This window comes from Bacillus cereus group sp. BfR-BA-01408 (genome assembly GCF_022663305.1).
GTDB classification, from domain to species: domain Bacteria; phylum Bacillota; class Bacilli; order Bacillales; family Bacillaceae_G; genus Bacillus_A; species Bacillus_A pacificus.
The window spans coordinates 1-17025 of the sequence record NZ_JAKUFF010000030.1; the positions used below are offsets into that span (position 1 = coordinate 1).

The following is a 17025-nucleotide window of genomic DNA, read 5'->3' on the forward strand; positions in this document are numbered from 1 at the left end:
GGCAGAGAGGTCACACCCGTTCCCATACCGAACACGGAAGTTAAGCTCTCTAGCGCCGATGGTAGTTGGGACCTTGTCCCTGTGAGAGTAGGACGTCGCCAAGCAACTAAAAACACAAGTCTTTTGACTTGTGTTTTTTTGTGTTTTCAAACAGTATGCAAAAAGAAGTAATGGTAATACAAACACGTTGCCCAAGGATGAATCATATTATATAAGAAATCGATGTATATTTTTCTGTAAATTGTTAAGGAATAGAAGTATAAAATATGTCCATTTAAATTAAATAGGGAGGGAAAGATATGAAATCACAAAACGAAGTTTGTATTGTTTGTGAGACAGAAAGAAAAGAAGGGATATATGTTTATAATAATTTAATATGTTATGAATGTGAAAAGGACATGGTGAATACAGAAACAAATGATCCGAAGTATATATATTATTTAAAACAGCTTCGGAAATTAGAAGTATCATATTTTTAAATAGGCATATGCCTATTATTTTTTTTGTTCTGTATAATAGATAAAGAATGAAATAATAAGGAAGAGATATAGATGAATCAAAATCGCATACCTTTATATGAAGCATTAATAGAGTTTAAAGAAAGAAGGCCGTTATCTTTTCATGTTCCAGGTCATAAAAATGGTTTAAACTTCCCTCAAGGGGCAGTAGAGGAGTTTAAAGATATACTATCTATCGATGTAACTGAGTTATCAGGGTTAGATGATTTACATAGTCCGTTTGAATGTATAGATGAGGCACAACAATTATTAGCTGATGTATATGAAGTGGAAAAAAGTTATTTTTTAATTAATGGTTCAACAGTCGGGAACTTAGCAATGATTTTGTCTTGCTGTAGGGAACATGATATTGTTCTTGTACAAAGAAATTGTCATAAATCAATTATTAATGGTTTAAAATTAGCAGGAGCAAATCCAATTTTTTTAGATCCATGGATTGATGAAGCTTATAACGTACCCGTGGGAATTCATGATGAGATTATTAAGGAAGCAATTGAAAAATATCCAAATGCGAAAGCACTTATTTTAACACATCCTAATTATTATGGTATGGGGATGGATTTAGAGGCAAGCATTGCTTATGCACATGCACATAAAATTCCTGTGTTAGTAGATGAAGCGCATGGAGCTCATTTTTGTTTAGGCGGGGCATTTCCAAAGTCAGCTTTAGCATATGGTGCAGATATTGTAGTTCATTCCGCACATAAAACATTACCTGCGATGACGATGGGATCCTATTTACATATAAATAGCCGCTTAGTGAAAGAAGAAAGAGTTTCTACTTATTTAAGTATGCTACAATCTAGTAGTCCATCGTATCCAATTATGGCTTCTCTTGATATTGCACGCTTTACGATAGCGCGTATAAAAGAAAAGGGACATGATGAAATTGTCGAGTTTTTACGGGGGTTTAAAGAAGAATTGTCTTCTATCCCACAAATAGCTATTTTACAATATCCATTACAAGACGAGCTAAAAGTTACCGTACAGACACGTTGTCAGTTATCAGGATACGAATTACAATCTGTATTAGAAAAGGTTGGTATATATACCGAAATGGCAGATCCATATAATGTCTTATTTATTTTGCCTTTGCAAGTAAATAAGAAGTATATGAAGGCTATAGAGATGATCCGGGCGGCATTGCAATCTTATGAGGTGAAAGACAAGACAGAATCTATTCGTTATACTTATAAAGGAGAAATTTCTCCTTTACCGTATACATATAAACAACTGGAAGGATATGAAACAAAAGTAGTATCTGTAGAAGAAGCAGTTGGGATGATAGCGGCGGAAATGGTAATTCCATATCCACCTGGTATTCCATTGATTATGTATGGGGAAAGAATTACTTCAGAACATAAAGAGCAAATTATGCATTTAGAGAGAGCAGGCGCCCGTTTTCAAGGTAGCACGAAATATATGAAAGTGTATGATATAGAAAGTAGGTTTTAGGATGAAGGGATTATTTGTAACAATTGAGGGGCCAGAAGGTTCGGGTAAAACAACGTTAATTCAAGGTTTATTGCCATACTTTGAACAAAAGGAACAAAAGGTAATGGCGACGAGAGAACCAGGTGGTATTGCAATTTCTGAGGATATTAGAACGATTTTACATAAGCAAGAATATACGATGATGGAAGCACGTACAGAGGCACTTCTATATGCCGCTGCACGTAGACAACATTTAGTGGAAAAAGTTATGCCGGCACTTAATGAGGATTACCTTGTATTATGTGATCGTTTTATAGATAGCTCTTTAGCGTATCAAGGCTATGCAAGAGGGTTAGGTATGGATAAAGTATTTGAAATCAATCGTTTCGCAACAGAAGATTGCATGCCTAGTTTAACAATTTACCTAGACATTGAACCAGAGGTTGGTTTAGCTCGAATTGCAAAAGATGCAGGACGTGAAGTGAATCGGTTAGATATGGAAGATATCACTTTCCATAAACGTGTGCGTGAAGGGTATTTACAAGTTGTAGAACGTTTCTCGGATCGTATTGTATTAGTAAATGCTGATCAACCAATGGAAAAACTTATAGAAGAAGTTATTCAAGTTATAGAAGATAAATTGTTATAATAGAAGGAAAGAATGAAATAAGTGAGGTATGCATTATGACGAAGACGTGGGAGCAGCTTTCTGCTATACAACCCATCGGTGTAAAAATGTTGATGAATAGCATCGCAAAAGAGCGTATATCCCACGCTTACTTGTTAGAGGGAGGGAAAGGGACAGGAAAGTTTGCGACAGCAATTCAAATGGCAAAGAGTTTCCTCTGTTCTCAGCGGAATGGGGTAGAGCCTTGTCATGTATGTACAAATTGTAAGCGAATTGATTCAGGTAACCACCCAAACTTACATATTGTAAAACCAGACGGATTATCTATTAAGAAGCAGCAAATTCATGATTTACAAGAAGAGTTTTCAAAAACAGGATTAGAAGCAAATAAAAAAGTATATGTTATTGAGCACGCAGACCGTATGACAGCAAATGCGGCGAATACACTGTTAAAATTTTTAGAAGAACCAAGTAGTGATACAACAGCTATTTTACTTACTGAACAAAGTCATCAAATTTTAAATACGATTTTATCTCGTTGTCAAGTTGTTACATTTAGACCGTTACCTACGGAATCTTTAATTAGAAGATTACAGGATGAAGGTGTTACGACATCTTTATCGACACTTGCTGCACAACTCACAAATAGTTTTGATGAAGCTTTAGCTTTATGTAGTGATGAATGGTTTGCACAAGCACGAGCTTTAGTGATAAAATTATGTGAAGCGCTCGAAAAAGATAAAGCCTCTATTTTTTTTGTACAAGAAAAATGGGGAAAACACTTTGGAGAGAAAGAACAATTACAGCAAGGTTTAGATATGTTACTCCTTATTTATAAGGATTTATTATATGTTCAACTTGGAGAAGAAGATCGTCTTGTTTTTCATGAGCAGAAAGAGATGTTTGAATCTTTCTCCTACGCTCAGAAGCGCATTGTATCAGCTCTCTTTAATATATTAGAGGCAAAAAATAGAATCAACGCTAATGTAAATGCGCAGCTTGTGTTCGAACAGTTAGTGTTGCGGTTGCAGGAGGGATGACCGTTTTGTATGATGTAGTAGGTGTTCGCTTTAAGAAGGCCGGAAAGGTGTATTACTTTGATCCGAATCAGTTCGATATCTCTGAAAATGAGTTTGTAATTGTAGAAACGGTAAGAGGTATTGAATACGGAAAAGTAGTTATTACCAAAAAGCAAGTTGATGAAAACGACGTTGTATTACCGCTAAAAAAGGTTATTCGCATTGCAAATGAAAACGATCGTACCATTGTTGAAGAGAACAAACATGCTGCAAAAGAAGCATATCAAGTTTGTCAGCAAAAGGTAGTAGAACATAATCTTGATATGAAACTTGTAGATGTAGAGTATACGTTCGATCGCAATAAAATTATTTTCTACTTTACTGCGGATGGTCGGATTGATTTTCGCGAACTAGTGAAGGACTTAGCAGCAATTTTTAGGACAAGAATTGAACTAAGACAAATTGGTGTTCGTGATGAAGCGAAAATGCTTGGTGGTATTGGTCCATGTGGTCGTATGCTTTGTTGTTCTACTTTTTTAGGGGATTTTGAACCTGTATCCATTAAGATGGCAAAGGATCAAAATTTATCATTAAATCCTGCAAAAATCTCTGGTTTATGTGGTCGCTTAATGTGTTGCTTAAAATATGAGAACGATGAATATGAGGCAGCAAAGGAACAACTTCCTGATTTAGATCAACGTATACAAACCCCGCATGGTACTGGCCGTGTTATCGGATTAAATATTTTAGAAAGATTAATTCAAGTGGAACTAGTAGACAAGGAACGGATAGTAGAATATACGTTAGATGAGTTAGTGAATAAAGGGGTCGTTTCGAGTCAAACCACAGATTAATGAGGTGGGTGCTTGTGGAGAAAAAAGATATTTTTGCATCGGTTTCTAGTATGGAAGAGCAAATTGGACATTTATACAAACAGTTGGGAGAATTAAAACAACATCTTGCAGAGTTACTGGAAGAAAACCAACATATAAAAATGGAAAATGAAAATTTGCGACACCGCTTTGAAGAAGTGCAGATTAAAGAAAAACAAAAAACTCAAAAACGTAAAGAAGTGAAGCCGAAGACAGATATTGGTGAAGGCTACGATAATTTAGCAAGACTATATCAAGAAGGTTTTCATATTTGTAATCTGCATTATGGAAGTGTACGTAAAGAGGGAGATTGTTTATTCTGCCTGTCATTTTTAAATAAAAAGTGAAATTACCTTTCCAATAATAATTGGAAAGGTAATTTTTTATACATGAGAGTAGAATCGAATATGTTTTTTATTAGTAGAAGATGAAATAGGGTAGGTTAAGTGTAAGAAAAGGAGCAACATATGAATTTATATGAAGATGAACGTTTAGATTACTTATTAGCACAAGATTTGAAGATTATACAAAGCCCATCAGTATTTAATTTCTCGTTAGATGCTGTTTTACTTGCAGACTTTGCTTGGGTGCCAATTCAAAAAGGTAATTTACTTGATTTGTGTACAGGTAATGCCGTTGTGCCCCTTCTATTAAGTACAAGGACGAAAGGGAATATTACTGGTGTAGAAATTCAAGAACGCTTATATGATATGGGAATAAGAAGTGTTCAATACAATAAGTTGGAAGAAAGAATTCACTTAATACACGGGGATTTGAAAGATATGCCGGAGAAACTTGGACGTCATCAATATGATGTTGTCACATGTAATCCGCCTTATTTCCAAACACCTGCAACTTCTGAAAAAAATATGAATGAACATTTAGCAATAGCTCGTCATGAAATTATGTGTACACTAGAGGATGTTGTATCTGCAAGTAGTCAGCTAGTAAAGCAAGGCGGGAAAGTAGCATTTGTACATCGTCCAGGTCGTTTACTAGACATTGTTACATTAATGCGTAAGTATAAAATTGAACCGAAGCGTGTACGATTTGTTTATCCTAAGGCAGGAAAAGAAGCGAATACATTGTTAATTGAAGGAATTAAGGACGGAAACGCAGATTTAAAAATATTGCCACCTCTTTTTGTATATGGAGAAAATAATGAATATACAAAGGAGATTCGTTCTATTTTATATGGAGAAGAATAAGCATTGTTTTTATGTAGTGGAGTGCTCTGATGGAAGTTACTATGCTGGATATACAAATCATATAGAGAAGCGGATTGAGACCCATAATAGCGGAAAAGGGGCTAAGTATACGCGTGCTAGACTTCCTGTTGCTTTAAAATACGTAGAGTTTCATGAAGATAAGCGTACAGCTATGCAAGCAGAGTACTATTTTAAGCAATTAAATAGAAAACAAAAAGAAGAATATATGCAAAAAGGAGAACCTTATGTGGCAACAAAAAAGTTTTCAACAAAATGAAAAGGGCGTTTTATATTTAGTACCAACCCCTATTGGGAATTTAGAAGATATGACATTTCGTGCAATCCGAATTTTAAAAGAAGCGGATTTAATTGCTGCTGAAGATACGAGACAAACGAAAAAACTTTGTAATTACTTCGAAATTGAAACGCCTGTTATGAGTTACCATGAGCATAATAAGGAAGTAAGTGGGAAGAAAATATTAGATAAGTTAGACGAAGGAAAGACAGTAGCACTTGTTAGTGATGCTGGTATGCCGTGTATTTCCGATCCAGGTTACGATATTGTTGTAGAGGCTGTAGCGGAACAGTATCATGTTATCCCGCTTCCTGGGGCAAATGCAGCCCTTACAGCATTAATTGCATCAGGCCTTGAAACAAAACAGTTTTATTTCTATGGATTTTTACAAAGAAATAAAAAAGAAAGAAAAATGGAGTTAGAGAAGCTTCGTTATATACAAACTACAATGATGTTTTATGAAGCACCTCACCGTTTGGATGATACTTTAATCTCGATGCAAGAAGTATTGGGAAATAGAGAAATTGTATTGTGCCGAGAGTTAACAAAAAAATTCGAGGAATTTATTCGTGGAACAGTTGAAGAAGCAATTGAGTGGACGAAACAAAATGAAGTTCGTGGTGAGTTTTGTATTTTAGTAGCTGGTTCAACGGAAGAACCTGCTCCAGAGGAACAATGGTGGGAAACTATTTCGGTATATGACCATATTGAACATTATATAAACGAAAAAGGTATGAATTCAAAAGAGGCGATAAAAACAGTTGCTAAAGATCGAGATTTGTCGAAACGCGATGTATATCAAATCTATCATGTCGATAAAAAATAAGCTTCTCATAATTGAGAAGCTTATTTTGCTGTTTCGATATAATCTTGAAGCTCATTTAAGATTTGCTCAGCGCCTTCTTTGCTTAAGATAATTTTACCTTCAGCTAAAGATAGGTTACCATCAGATACTTCACCAGTTACTTGGCAAGTCATGTTTGGCTTATATTTTTTTAAGATGATTTTCTCGTCATCAACATAGATTTCAAGAGCATCCTTTTCTGCAATACCTAAAGTACGGCGTAATTCAATCGGAATTACTACACGACCTAATTCATCAACTTTACGAACGATACCAGTAGATTTCATAATTCTTTTCCTCCTAAAGAAATAGTTTATAAGTTTCGAGTCTATTTTTAGATTCGTCATTTTTCGACAAAATACCCTATGGACATATGATACCAATCATTTACATTTCCGTCAATTCTTTAATTCTATATTTTTTAAAAAGATTTATAGATTTCTTACTTCTTATATATAATAGAATTTGAGTAATTTCTACTATTATTTCACTTTATTTTCAGAAAAGTCCAGAAATTATAGGTAATGACTGTATATTTTCTTGAAATATGAGTAATAGATGATAAATATAAAAATATGAAGTTGTTTTTATCCTGCATTAACGAGTAGTAAGATTCTAAATTTTAAATTCGGCTGGGTCAAAGAAGTTAAGTGGAAGTCGGATTGCTCGTAAAAGTCCGATTGGTGTGGGTTGATAATCCGTGGGAATGAACAAGATCCTCACAGATTAAAGTTTCACTTTATATATAAGTTTTTGATATACTATTTATAAATACATATGAGGTTATCCGGGAGGTCCAAAACAATGACAAAGGAAAACAAATCCTTTTATATTACTACCCCAATTTATTATCCAAGTGGAAAATTACACATTGGACATGCTTATACAACAGTAGCAGGGGATGCTATGGCACGATATAAGCGTATGCAAGGATATAATGTTCATTATTTAACAGGAACTGATGAGCATGGACAGAAGATCCAAAAGAAAGCAGAAGAATTAAATGTTACACCACAAGCATATGTGGATAACATCGTTGCAGGAATTAAAGAACTTTGGGAGAAGATGGATATCTCCTATGATGATTTTATTCGTACAACGGAAGATCGTCATAAAGATGTTGTCGAAAAAATCTTCAAGCAACTAGTAGATCAAGGTGATATTTATCTTGATGAATATGAAGGTTGGTATTCTGTACAAGATGAGACATTCTATACAGAGCATCAATTAGTAGATCCAATTATGGAAGGTGACAAAGTAGTTGGGGGGAAAAGTCCAGACAGTGGTCATGATGTAGAACTTGTTCGTGAAGAATCATATTTCTTTAGAATGGGTAAATATGTTGACAGACTATTAAAGTTCTATGAAGAGAATCCACATTTCATTCAGCCAGAGTCTCGTAAGAATGAAATGATTAATAACTTTATTAAACCAGGCTTAGAAGATTTAGCAGTTTCTCGTACTTCATTTGACTGGGGAGTTCGTGTTCCAGGTAATCCGAAACACGTTATTTACGTATGGGTTGACGCATTATCTAACTACATTACAGCATTAGGTTATGGAACAGAAAATGAAGAGATGTATAAGAAGTTCTGGCCAGCAGATGTGCATTTAGTTGGAAAAGAAATCGTTCGTTTCCATACGATTTATTGGCCAATCATTTTAATGGCATTAGATTTACCTCTTCCGAAAAAAGTCTTTGCTCACGGTTGGATTCTAATGAAGGATGGAAAGATGAGTAAGTCAAAAGGAAACGTAGTAGATCCAGTTACATTAATCGATCGTTACGGATTAGATGCATTACGTTATTACTTACTTCGTGAAGTTCCATTTGGATCTGATGGCGTATTCACACCAGAAGGATTTGTGGAGCGTATTAATTTCGATTTAGCAAATGACTTAGGTAACCTATTAAATCGTACAGTAGCTATGATTGATAAGTACTTTAACGGAGAAATTCCTGCATTTAAAGCAAATGTAACGGAATTTGATGAAACATTAGTAACGTTTGCACAGGATACATTGAAAAAAGTGGAAGAAGCAATGGAGAACATGGAATTCTCTGTAGCTCTAAGCTCAATTTGGCAATTGATTAGCCGTACGAATAAATATATTGACGAAACACAACCGTGGGTATTAGCGAAAGATGAGAATGATCGTGAAAAGTTAGCCTCTGTAATGGCTCACTTAGCAGAAGTACTTCGTCAAACAGGTATTATGCTTATGCCATTCTTAACAGTAGCACCAAGCAAGATGTTTGCTCAGCTTGGCCTTACTGAAGAAGCACATACATCTTGGGAAAGCCTGTCTACAATTGGATGCATTCCAGCTGGAACAAAAGTAGAAAAAGGAAACCCGATTTTCCCTCGTTTAGAAATGGAAGTAGAGGTAGCGTACATTAAAGAACAAATGAAAGCCTCTGCTCCTAAAGTAGAAGAGAAAAAAGAAGAAGAACCGAAGGCAGAAGAAATTACAATTGATGATTTCTTTAAAGTAGAATTACGCGTAGCTGAAGTTCTATCTGCGGAACCTGTGAAAAAAGCAGACAAGTTGTTAAAAATTCAACTAGACTTAGGCACAGAAAAACGTCAAGTGGTTTCTGGCATTGCAAAGTTCTATTCGCCGGAAGATTTAAAAGGTAAAAAAGTTATTTGTGTAACAAACTTAAAACCTGTAAAATTACGCGGTGAATTATCACAAGGTATGATTTTAGCAGGTGAAGAGAATGGCGTATTGTCATTAGCATCAATCGACCAAAATCTACCAAACGGTACAAAGATTAAGTAATTAAGACAAGAAAAGAGATGTTTCACGTGTAACATGTGTGAAGCGTCTTTTTTCTTTTTACACCTCAATTTTTGCATTAAGATTGTAGTATTGTTATCGTTAAGTTATAAAAGAGCTTATTTGCGTAGAATAAATTTGATTTCAATATAAAAGGAGTTATGTATTATGTTGTTTGATACACATTCACATTTGAATGCAGAGCAATTTGAAGAAGACTTGCAAGAAGTGATTGCCCGAATGAAAGAAGCGGGTGTTACTTATACAGTTGTTGTTGGTTTTGATGAAGTAACGATAAAAAAGGCGATTGAATTAGCTGAAGCCTATGATTTTATTTATGCTGCGGTTGGATGGCACCCTGTTGATGCAATCGACATGACAGAAGAGCATTTAGCTTGGTTAGAAGAACTTGCTTCTCATCCTAAGGTCGTTGCACTTGGAGAGATGGGCTTAGATTATCACTGGGATAAGTCTCCAAAAGAAATACAGAAAGAAGTATTCCGTAAACAAATTGCATTAGCGAAAAAAGTAAAATTGCCGATTATTATACATAACCGCGATGCAACTCAAGATATTATGGATATTCTAGAAGAAGAGAATGCAGCTGAAGTAGGAGGCATTATGCATTGCTTTAGCGGTAGCGTAGAGGTAGCGGAGCGATGTGTTGATATGAACTTTTTAATTTCGTTAGGTGGACCAGTTACATTTAAAAACGCTAAGAAACCGAAAGAAGTTGCTACGGAGATTCCATTAGAGAAATTATTAATAGAGACGGATTGTCCGTATTTAACACCGCATCCATTTCGCGGGAAACGAAATGAACCAAGTTATGTAAAACTCGTAGCAGAAGAAATTGCGAACTTAAAAGGAATTTCTTATGAGGAAGTAGCAGAAATGACAACGAAAAATGCAAAAGCTTTATTTGGCGTTGAATAAAAGAGTGGGAGAACCCATTCTTTTTTATTTTTGTGAAAAAATAGCAGGCGTGACAGAGAAGATAAGGGCGAATGAGTAAGTGGTACAATAAGGAGAGAGAACAAAGTTTTGGACATTCTACTTTTTAAAATGTAACAATGGGGAAAATAATAATGGAAAAGTCGTCATTTTTTTGTTTTACTAAGTAGAGACGAAACGAGTGTGGAGGCAAGCATGAAAATTAAAGAGATTATCGTTGTAGAAGGTAAAGATGATACAGTTGCGATTAAGCGTGCTGTTGATGCGGATACAATTGAAACGAACGGTTCAGCAATCGGTGATCATGTTATTGAACAAGTTAAATTAGCGCTGCAAAAACGAGGCGTTATTATTTTCACAGATCCGGATTATCCTGGAGAGCGTATTCGAAAAATTATTTCTGATAAGGTGCCTGGATGTAAACATGCGTTTTTACCGAAGGAAGAAGCACTTGCTAAGAGGAAAAAAGGTGTCGGAATTGAACATGCTTCTAATGAATCAATTCGCCGTGCTTTAGAGAATATACATGAAGAAATGGAAGCTTACACAAGTGAAATCAGTTGGAGCGATTTAGTCGATGCAGGTTTAGTGGGCGGAGAAATGGCAAAGAGTCGCAGAGAAAGAATGGGTAAGCTATTAAAGATTGGTTATACAAACGCAAAACAGTTACATAAACGTTTACAAATGTTTCAAGTTTCAAAAGAATCATTTGCAGAAGCGTATAAGCAAGTCATACAGGAGGAAAGAAAATGAAGGATATCGCAACGCCAAATCGTACGAAAGACATTGTTGAAAAGTATGGATTTTCATTCAAAAAAAGTTTAGGACAAAATTTTTTAATTGATACGAATGTATTAAATCGTATCGTTGATCACGCTGAAATTGGTTCAGAAAGTGGTGCAATTGAAATTGGACCAGGTATCGGTGCATTAACAGAACAATTAGCGAAGCGTGCTAAAAAAGTAGTGGCTTTTGAAATTGATCAAAGGTTATTACCGATTTTAGATGAGACGTTAGCTCCATATGGCAACGTTACTGTTATCAATAAAGATGTACTAAAGGCAGATGTACATGAGGTGTTTAGTGAGCAATTTGAAGAAGGGCAAGATGTAATGGTAGTAGCTAACTTACCATACTATATTACGACGCCAATTTTATTTAAATTGCTGGAAGAGAAATTACCGGTTCGTGGATTCGTTGTTATGATGCAAAAAGAAGTTGGGGATCGTTTAGCGGCTAAACCTGGAACGAAAGAGTATGGTTCTTTATCCATTGCTATTCAGTATTATACAGAGGTAGAAACAGTTATGACTGTACCGCGTACGGTGTTTGTACCACAACCAAATGTTGATTCTGCAATTATCCGCCTCCTAAAGCGTCCGAAACCAGTGGTAGAGGTAACAGATGAGACATTCTTCTTTGAAGTAGTACGAGCAAGTTTTGCACAGCGTCGTAAAACTTTAATGAATAATTTATCAAATAATTTAAATGGTTTCCCGAAAGATAAAGAGCTGTTGGATCGAATTTTAACAGAAGTAGGAATTGATCCGAAACGAAGAGGCGAGACGCTATCTATCGAGGAGTTTGCAACATTAAGTAATGCATTAGTTCTTCATAAGTTATCATAAGAATATAAAAGGGACAGTTCAACTTGAACTGTCCCTTTTGTCACCTTTCCCCTCTTACATTCATACTTTAAAAACAGGTAAGATGGCCTAATGAGTTTGGAGGTAGGAGAATGGCTTTACATGTTGGAGAATTAGTGGAACGATACTCTCATAATAGGGATATTCTTTTTCGTATTATAGAAATAAAAGGCGAGATAGCTATATTGTTTGGAGAGGAAATTAGATTGGTGGCAGATGCGCCACTTGAAGATTTAATTAGTATAGATCAACGAGAACATAAAAAGAGAGCGAAGCGTGAGAAAGAAACGATGGAGCGGACGTATCGTTTGTTTCAACAAGATTACGTATTAATGAAACAAAGGCATGAACACACTTCAACTGGTGGATATACAAGTGAAGTGAATTATTTTCAAATGCCAGGGCGTGTCTTGCACATAGATGGAGACCCGTTATATTTGCGCAAGTGCCTAGATTTATATAATAAAATTGGTGTTCCTGTACAAGGTATTCATTGTAAAGAAACAGAGATGCATGAAAAGGTAGTAGATTTAATAGATCATTTTCGTCCGGACATTTTAGTTATTACAGGGCACGATGCGTATACAAAATCAAAAGGAGTAAAGGGAGATTTAGCAGCATATAGGCATTCAAGGCATTTTGTACAGGCTGTTCGAGAAGTGCGAAAAAAATATCCATCGTTGGATCAACTCGTTATTTTTGCTGGGGCATGTCAATCACACTTTGAAGCATTAATTCGAGCAGGCGCTAATTTTGCTAGTTCCCCATCTAGAATTAATATTCACGCACTAGACCCTGTATATGTGGTTGGTAAAATTAGTTTTACGTCATTTATGGAAAGGGTTAATGTATGGGATGTTGTACGTAATACGATTACTGGTGAAAAGGGACTTGGCGGGATTGAAACAAGGGGGATTTTACGAACTGGATTACCTTTTCAACATTATGAAGAATAAGCAAGGTACATATGTATCTTGCTTTTTTGTATGGAAAGGATTTAAATCAGTTTGGATAAAAAGAGACAAGAACGCACAGACTACATAATGATACTTTTACAATATAGTATTTCTTCTATCTATTCGAACGCATGATGCTTTTATAATGATATTGTCTGTGAGTTGCGGTTAATAATTGGGATAGATATATCGTGTTTTAAGTGTTCAATCTAAATTACAGCGAGGTGTAACGAAGTATATGTCAAAACGTTTAGATGAAATTAAAAGCGAATTAGATCACCATCTTGGACAGAGACTGATGTTAAAGGCGAACAGTGGGAGAAGAAAAACTGTAGAACAATCAGGTGTACTTGCAGAAACGTACCGTTCTGTTTTTATTGTACAACTGGATCAACAAGAAGATGCGTTACAACGTGTATCGTATAGCTATGCGGATGTTTTAACAGAGACAGTAGAGTTAACATTTTATGGTGAACCTCATAATGAAGTGATTTTATAATTCATGTATCGTTACATATATTCCCACAAATGAAAAGCTATATTATTTTGCATACTAATGATACCGTAGCAAAATAAGGAGGGACTCTGCATTGAGTAGACGAAGAGGTGTCATGTCAAATCAATTTAAAGAAGAGCTTGCAAAAGAGTTGGGCTTTTATGATGTTGTTCAGAAAGAAGGATGGGGCGGAATTCGTGCGAAAGATGCTGGTAACATGGTGAAACGTGCTATAGAAATTGCAGAACAGCAATTAATGAAACAAAACCAGTAGTTGTAAGATACTTTCTATGCTACGGTAGCCGAGGAGTGATTCCTCGGCTTTTTGTACTATAAAAGGTGCCATCATTTTACATAAGTAGTTTCATTCTGAATGCTTTTCGTTATAATTAGGGAAGTGTCATCGTCTTACTATAAATTTATGGTAAAATAAACGATAAAAGATTGAGTACATAGAGTGGGTGAATAGATTGAAGCTACTAGTGAAAGCACCAGCAAAGATTAATCTGTCGTTAGATGTACTGGGAAAAAGACAAGACGGATATCATGAAGTGAAAATGATTATGACAACAATTGATTTAGCGGATCGTTTAGAACTAATGGAATTAGCAGAAGACCGTATTGAAATTTTATCCCATAATCGGTATGTCCCAGACGACCAAAGAAATCTGGCTTATCAAGCAGCGAAATTATTAAAAGAGAAGTTTAATGTAAAAAAAGGTGTATCTATTACTATTGAAAAAACGATTCCAGTAGCAGCTGGATTAGCGGGTGGAAGTAGTGATGCAGCAGCAACATTACGTGGTCTTAATAAATTATGGAATTTAGGGCTTACAATTGATCAGTTAGCAGAGCTTGGCGCAGAAATTGGGTCAGACGTATCGTTTTGCGTATATGGTGGGACAGCAATTGCCACTGGAAGAGGAGAGCAGATTGAGCACATAAAAACTCCACCTTCTTGTTGGGTTATTTTAGCAAAACCCCATATTGGTGTATCTACTGCTGATGTGTATGGAAATTTAAAGTTAAATCGAGTTACACATCCAAATGTAGATAAAATGGTGGATGTCATAAATGCTGGAGACTACAAAGGGATTTGTGATACTGTCGGTAACGTTTTAGAAGATGTAACGTTTGCGATGCATCCTGAAGTTGCACGTATTAAGGCACAGATGAAGCGATTTGGGGCAGATGCTGTATTAATGAGTGGTAGTGGTCCAACTGTATTCGGTCTTGTGCACCATGATTCGCGAATGCATCGTATATATAACGGATTAAAAGGATTTTGTGAACAAGTATACGCAGTACGTTTATTAGGAGAGCGAGAAACGCTTGAATAAAGACGTATAATACGTTATGATTTGTTTAGAATATTCGTGATTTGAGGTGAGAGTATGAAAATTAGACGAAGTACAAGATTAGTCGATATGACTTATTACTTGTTACAAAACCCTCGTCAGCTAGTTTCTCTCACTTTTTTTGCTGAAAGGTATCAATCAGCTAAGTCTTCTATTAGTGAAGATTTAGTTATTATTAAGCAAACGTTTGAACAACAAGGGGTCGGCACATTGCAAACGATACCAGGAGCAGCAGGAGGAGTGAAATATATACCATATATAAGTGAAGAAGAGGCAGATCTAATTATTGGTGAGCTTTGTAGCTTATTCGAAAATCCAGATCGTATTTTGCCTGGTGGTTACTTATATATGACAGATCTTTTAAGTAATCCTCGTCATATTAATGGCGCAGGTCGTTTGTTTGCTTCTGTTTTTGCTAGGCAACCAATTGATGCAGTTATGACAGTGGCAACGAAGGGGATTCCACTTGCATATGCAGTGGCGAACTACTTAGATGTACCGGTAGTGATTGCAAGAAAAGATAATAAGGTAACAGAAGGACCCACTGTTAGTATTAACTATGTATCAGGTTCTTCTAAGCGAATTCAAACAATGACGTTAGCAAAGCGTAGTCTTCCGGAAGGATCAAATGTTTTAATTATTGATGACTTCATGAAAGCTGGCGGGACAATTCAAGGTATGATGAGTATGTTAGAAGAGTTTAAGGCTAATGTTGTTGGTATTGGTGTATTAGTAGAATCCACGGATATTGAAGAAAGACTAATTAATAACTATGTATCATTGATTCGTCTATCGGAAGTTGATGTGAAAGAAAAAGCGATTCAAGTGGAAAAGGGAAATTATTCACTGGCACCATTTGATGAAGGGCTTGTAGAGGCTGAGTAAAAAGGTAAAGCAAATAGCTTTATCTTTTTTTATTCTATTTATAAGTTACAAAATAGATGGACAAACTGCTTTTCGTGCACTATTTTTAAAGAGTAAAAATAAATAATAAAAGGGTGAAAAGTATGAAAGTTGTTCAAACAAAAAATGCACCACAAGCAATTGGACCATATTCACAAGGGATTATTGTAAATAATATGTTTTACAGTTCAGGACAAATTCCGTTAACTGCAAGTGGAGAGCTTGTAGTAGGAGACGTAACAGTACAAACAGAGCAAGTATTTCAAAATTTACAAGCAGTATTAGAAGAAGCAGGTGCTTCATTTGATACGGTAGTAAAAACAACAGTATTCTTAAAAGATATGGATGATTTTAATGCTGTTAATGAAGTATATGGATCTTATTTCTCTGCTCATAAGCCAGCTCGTTCTTGTGTACAAGTAGCAAAATTACCGAAAGATGTTTCAGTTGAAATCGAAGTAATTGCCCTAGTTAAGTAATTCTTTGTAAGCGATAACCTCTACTAATCTCTATATTCAATTACATTAAAAATTTTTATCTTAAAAATTTTTAAAAAATTAAAGGGAAAATAGAAATTTTGTGGAATTTATACAAATATATCGCTTATTTAGAAAAGGGTGGTGAACACAAGATGGAAGTGACTGACGTAAGATTACGCCGCGTAAACACAGAAGGCCGCATGAGAGCAATTGCCTCTATTACTCTAGACCATGAATTTGTTGTTCATGATATTCGTGTAATTGATGGTAATAATGGATTATTTGTAGCAATGCCAAGTAAACGTACTCCAGATGGAGAATTCCGTGACATTGCACATCCAATTAATTCTGGTACACGCTCTAAAATTCAAGATGCGGTTTTAACAGAGTATCATCGTTTAGGCGAGTTAGAAGAGGTTGAGTTTGAAGAAGCGGGTGCTTCGTAAAATTCGAATGAAAAGGGCTTTTTAGAGAAGCCCTATAATTTTGCAACAAACTCCTGTAAGCATTTACAGGGGTTTGTTTTTTTGTGTTTATACATATATTTTATTCGGAAAATTCTAAATTAAGAAAAAGAAAGGTGGGGAACTTCTAATTTTTTCAAAATCATTTTAAATAGTATAGCTTATTT

Annotated in this window: 21 protein-coding genes and 1 rRNA gene; 21 read left to right on the forward strand and 1 reads right to left on the reverse strand. The window is 35.5% G+C overall.

Annotated elements, in window-relative coordinates:
- From rrf to rsmI, 10 genes are all read left to right on the forward strand, one after another.
- A 5S ribosomal RNA gene (gene rrf, locus MR083_RS14220) occupies positions 1-104 on the forward strand; the annotation flags it as partial.
- A 195-nt stretch (positions 105-299) separates the two neighbouring features.
- On the forward strand, positions 300-479 hold the full coding sequence (locus tag MR083_RS14225) for a sigma factor G inhibitor Gin (RefSeq protein WP_000842028.1): 180 nt from the start codon (positions 300-302) through the stop codon (positions 477-479).
- Between the two features lie 72 nt (positions 480-551).
- On the forward strand, positions 552-1973 hold the full coding sequence (locus tag MR083_RS14230) for an aminotransferase class I/II-fold pyridoxal phosphate-dependent enzyme (RefSeq protein WP_242269485.1): 1422 nt from the start codon (positions 552-554) through the stop codon (positions 1971-1973).
- 1 nt (position 1974) lies between these two features.
- Positions 1975-2601 carry a dTMP kinase gene (gene tmk / locus MR083_RS14235; protein ID WP_000677230.1) on the forward strand — a complete coding sequence of 209 codons (627 nt, stop codon included), beginning with the start codon at positions 1975-1977 and terminating at the stop codon, positions 2599-2601.
- Positions 2602-2636: 35 nt separating this feature from the next.
- Positions 2637-3620, forward strand: a complete 984-nt coding sequence (gene holB, locus MR083_RS14240) for a DNA polymerase III subunit delta' (RefSeq protein WP_000169574.1) — start codon at positions 2637-2639, stop codon at positions 3618-3620.
- 5 nt (positions 3621-3625) lie between these two features.
- On the forward strand, positions 3626-4453 hold the full coding sequence (locus MR083_RS14245; protein WP_000272429.1) for a PSP1 domain-containing protein: 828 nt from the start codon (positions 3626-3628) through the stop codon (positions 4451-4453).
- A 14-nt stretch (positions 4454-4467) separates the two neighbouring features.
- Positions 4468-4818 carry a DNA replication initiation control protein YabA gene (gene yabA, locus MR083_RS14250; RefSeq protein ID WP_000412056.1) on the forward strand — a complete coding sequence of 117 codons (351 nt, stop codon included), beginning with the start codon at positions 4468-4470 and terminating at the stop codon, positions 4816-4818.
- Positions 4819-4938: 120 nt separating this feature from the next.
- Positions 4939-5679: a tRNA1(Val) (adenine(37)-N6)-methyltransferase gene (locus tag MR083_RS14255; RefSeq protein ID WP_014893383.1), complete on the forward strand. Its 741-nt coding sequence runs from the start codon at positions 4939-4941 to the stop codon at positions 5677-5679.
- Positions 5666-5956, forward strand: a complete 291-nt coding sequence (locus tag MR083_RS14260) for a GIY-YIG nuclease family protein (protein ID WP_000414339.1) — start codon at positions 5666-5668, stop codon at positions 5954-5956. Before MR083_RS14255 ends, MR083_RS14260 begins: the two co-directional genes overlap by 14 nt.
- Complete coding sequence (gene rsmI / locus MR083_RS14265) at positions 5925-6800, forward strand: 16S rRNA (cytidine(1402)-2'-O)-methyltransferase (RefSeq protein ID WP_000267806.1); 876 nt, start codon at positions 5925-5927, stop codon at positions 6798-6800. Before MR083_RS14260 ends, rsmI begins: the two co-directional genes overlap by 32 nt.
- Positions 6801-6820: 20 nt before the next feature.
- Here rsmI and MR083_RS14270 read toward each other — a convergent pair whose 3' ends face one another.
- Positions 6821-7105: an AbrB/MazE/SpoVT family DNA-binding domain-containing protein gene (locus MR083_RS14270; RefSeq protein WP_000843036.1), complete on the reverse strand. Its 285-nt coding sequence runs from the start codon at positions 7103-7105 to the stop codon at positions 6821-6823.
- Positions 7106-7622: 517 nt separating this feature from the next.
- On the opposite strand from MR083_RS14270, the gene metG reads away from it, so the two are divergent.
- The 11 genes from metG to spoVG all read left to right on the forward strand — a co-directional run bounded on the left by metG (position 7623) and on the right by spoVG (position 16840).
- Positions 7623-9605 (forward strand): methionine--tRNA ligase, encoded by a 1983-nt coding sequence (gene metG / locus MR083_RS14275; protein WP_000159677.1) that lies wholly within the window; start codon positions 7623-7625, stop codon positions 9603-9605.
- A gap of 165 nt (positions 9606-9770) precedes the next feature.
- Positions 9771-10538, forward strand: coding sequence for a TatD family hydrolase (locus MR083_RS14280; RefSeq protein ID WP_242269486.1), 768 nt, complete (start codon positions 9771-9773; stop codon positions 10536-10538).
- A gap of 213 nt (positions 10539-10751) precedes the next feature.
- Positions 10752-11309 carry a ribonuclease M5 gene (rnmV, locus tag MR083_RS14285; RefSeq protein WP_000692830.1) on the forward strand — a complete coding sequence of 186 codons (558 nt, stop codon included), beginning with the start codon at positions 10752-10754 and terminating at the stop codon, positions 11307-11309.
- Positions 11306-12184: a 16S rRNA (adenine(1518)-N(6)/adenine(1519)-N(6))-dimethyltransferase RsmA gene (gene rsmA, locus MR083_RS14290; protein WP_000651552.1), complete on the forward strand. Its 879-nt coding sequence runs from the start codon at positions 11306-11308 to the stop codon at positions 12182-12184. Before rnmV ends, rsmA begins: the two co-directional genes overlap by 4 nt.
- 110 nt (positions 12185-12294) lie before the next feature.
- The gene (gene yabG / locus MR083_RS14295) at positions 12295-13158 is read left to right on the forward strand and encodes a sporulation peptidase YabG (RefSeq protein ID WP_001173738.1); all 864 of its coding nucleotides are present in this window, start codon (positions 12295-12297) and stop codon (positions 13156-13158) included.
- A gap of 238 nt (positions 13159-13396) precedes the next feature.
- Positions 13397-13657: a biofilm formation stimulator Veg gene (veg, locus tag MR083_RS14300; RefSeq protein ID WP_242269487.1), complete on the forward strand. Its 261-nt coding sequence runs from the start codon at positions 13397-13399 to the stop codon at positions 13655-13657.
- Between the two features lie 91 nt (positions 13658-13748).
- Positions 13749-13928: an acid-soluble spore protein SspF gene (sspF, locus tag MR083_RS14305; protein WP_001985066.1), complete on the forward strand. Its 180-nt coding sequence runs from the start codon at positions 13749-13751 to the stop codon at positions 13926-13928.
- Between the two features lie 196 nt (positions 13929-14124).
- The gene (gene ispE / locus MR083_RS14310) at positions 14125-14994 is read left to right on the forward strand and encodes a 4-(cytidine 5'-diphospho)-2-C-methyl-D-erythritol kinase (protein WP_000772094.1); all 870 of its coding nucleotides are present in this window, start codon (positions 14125-14127) and stop codon (positions 14992-14994) included.
- Positions 14995-15048: 54 nt separating this feature from the next.
- Positions 15049-15897 (forward strand): pur operon repressor, encoded by an 849-nt coding sequence (purR, locus tag MR083_RS14315; protein WP_000702474.1) that lies wholly within the window; start codon positions 15049-15051, stop codon positions 15895-15897.
- A 122-nt stretch (positions 15898-16019) separates the two neighbouring features.
- Positions 16020-16394: a RidA family protein gene (locus tag MR083_RS14320; RefSeq protein WP_000869805.1), complete on the forward strand. Its 375-nt coding sequence runs from the start codon at positions 16020-16022 to the stop codon at positions 16392-16394.
- Positions 16395-16546: 152 nt separating this feature from the next.
- Positions 16547-16840 (forward strand): septation regulator SpoVG, encoded by a 294-nt coding sequence (gene spoVG, locus MR083_RS14325; RefSeq protein WP_000454041.1) that lies wholly within the window; start codon positions 16547-16549, stop codon positions 16838-16840.
- Positions 16841-17025: the final 185 nt, after the last annotated feature.

What these genes read in the sequence shown, in the direction of transcription:
- MR083_RS14225 (WP_000842028.1), top strand. Translation starts at nt 300, where the DNA reads ATGAAATCACAAAACGAAGTTTGTATTGTTTGTGAGACAGAAAGAAAA.
- MR083_RS14230 (WP_242269485.1), top strand. Translation starts at nt 552, where the DNA reads ATGAATCAAAATCGCATACCTTTATATGAAGCATTAATAGAGTTTAAA.
- tmk (WP_000677230.1), top strand. Translation starts at nt 1,975, where the DNA reads ATGAAGGGATTATTTGTAACAATTGAGGGGCCAGAAGGTTCGGGTAAA.
- holB (WP_000169574.1), top strand. Translation starts at nt 2,637, where the DNA reads ATGACGAAGACGTGGGAGCAGCTTTCTGCTATACAACCCATCGGTGTA.
- MR083_RS14255 (WP_014893383.1), top strand. Translation starts at nt 4,939, where the DNA reads ATGAATTTATATGAAGATGAACGTTTAGATTACTTATTAGCACAAGAT.
- MR083_RS14260 (WP_000414339.1), top strand. Translation starts at nt 5,666, where the DNA reads ATGGAGAAGAATAAGCATTGTTTTTATGTAGTGGAGTGCTCTGATGGA.
- rsmI (WP_000267806.1), top strand. Translation starts at nt 5,925, where the DNA reads ATGTGGCAACAAAAAAGTTTTCAACAAAATGAAAAGGGCGTTTTATAT.
- MR083_RS14270 (WP_000843036.1), bottom strand. Translation starts at nt 7,105, where the DNA reads ATGAAATCTACTGGTATCGTTCGTAAAGTTGATGAATTAGGTCGTGTA.
- metG (WP_000159677.1), top strand. Translation starts at nt 7,623, where the DNA reads ATGACAAAGGAAAACAAATCCTTTTATATTACTACCCCAATTTATTAT.
- MR083_RS14280 (WP_242269486.1), top strand. Translation starts at nt 9,771, where the DNA reads ATGTTGTTTGATACACATTCACATTTGAATGCAGAGCAATTTGAAGAA.
- rnmV (WP_000692830.1), top strand. Translation starts at nt 10,752, where the DNA reads ATGAAAATTAAAGAGATTATCGTTGTAGAAGGTAAAGATGATACAGTT.
- rsmA (WP_000651552.1), top strand. Translation starts at nt 11,306, where the DNA reads ATGAAGGATATCGCAACGCCAAATCGTACGAAAGACATTGTTGAAAAG.
- yabG (WP_001173738.1), top strand. Translation starts at nt 12,295, where the DNA reads ATGGCTTTACATGTTGGAGAATTAGTGGAACGATACTCTCATAATAGG.
- veg (WP_242269487.1), top strand. Translation starts at nt 13,397, where the DNA reads ATGTCAAAACGTTTAGATGAAATTAAAAGCGAATTAGATCACCATCTT.
- purR (WP_000702474.1), top strand. Translation starts at nt 15,049, where the DNA reads ATGAAAATTAGACGAAGTACAAGATTAGTCGATATGACTTATTACTTG.
- MR083_RS14320 (WP_000869805.1), top strand. Translation starts at nt 16,020, where the DNA reads ATGAAAGTTGTTCAAACAAAAAATGCACCACAAGCAATTGGACCATAT.
- spoVG (WP_000454041.1), top strand. Translation starts at nt 16,547, where the DNA reads ATGGAAGTGACTGACGTAAGATTACGCCGCGTAAACACAGAAGGCCGC.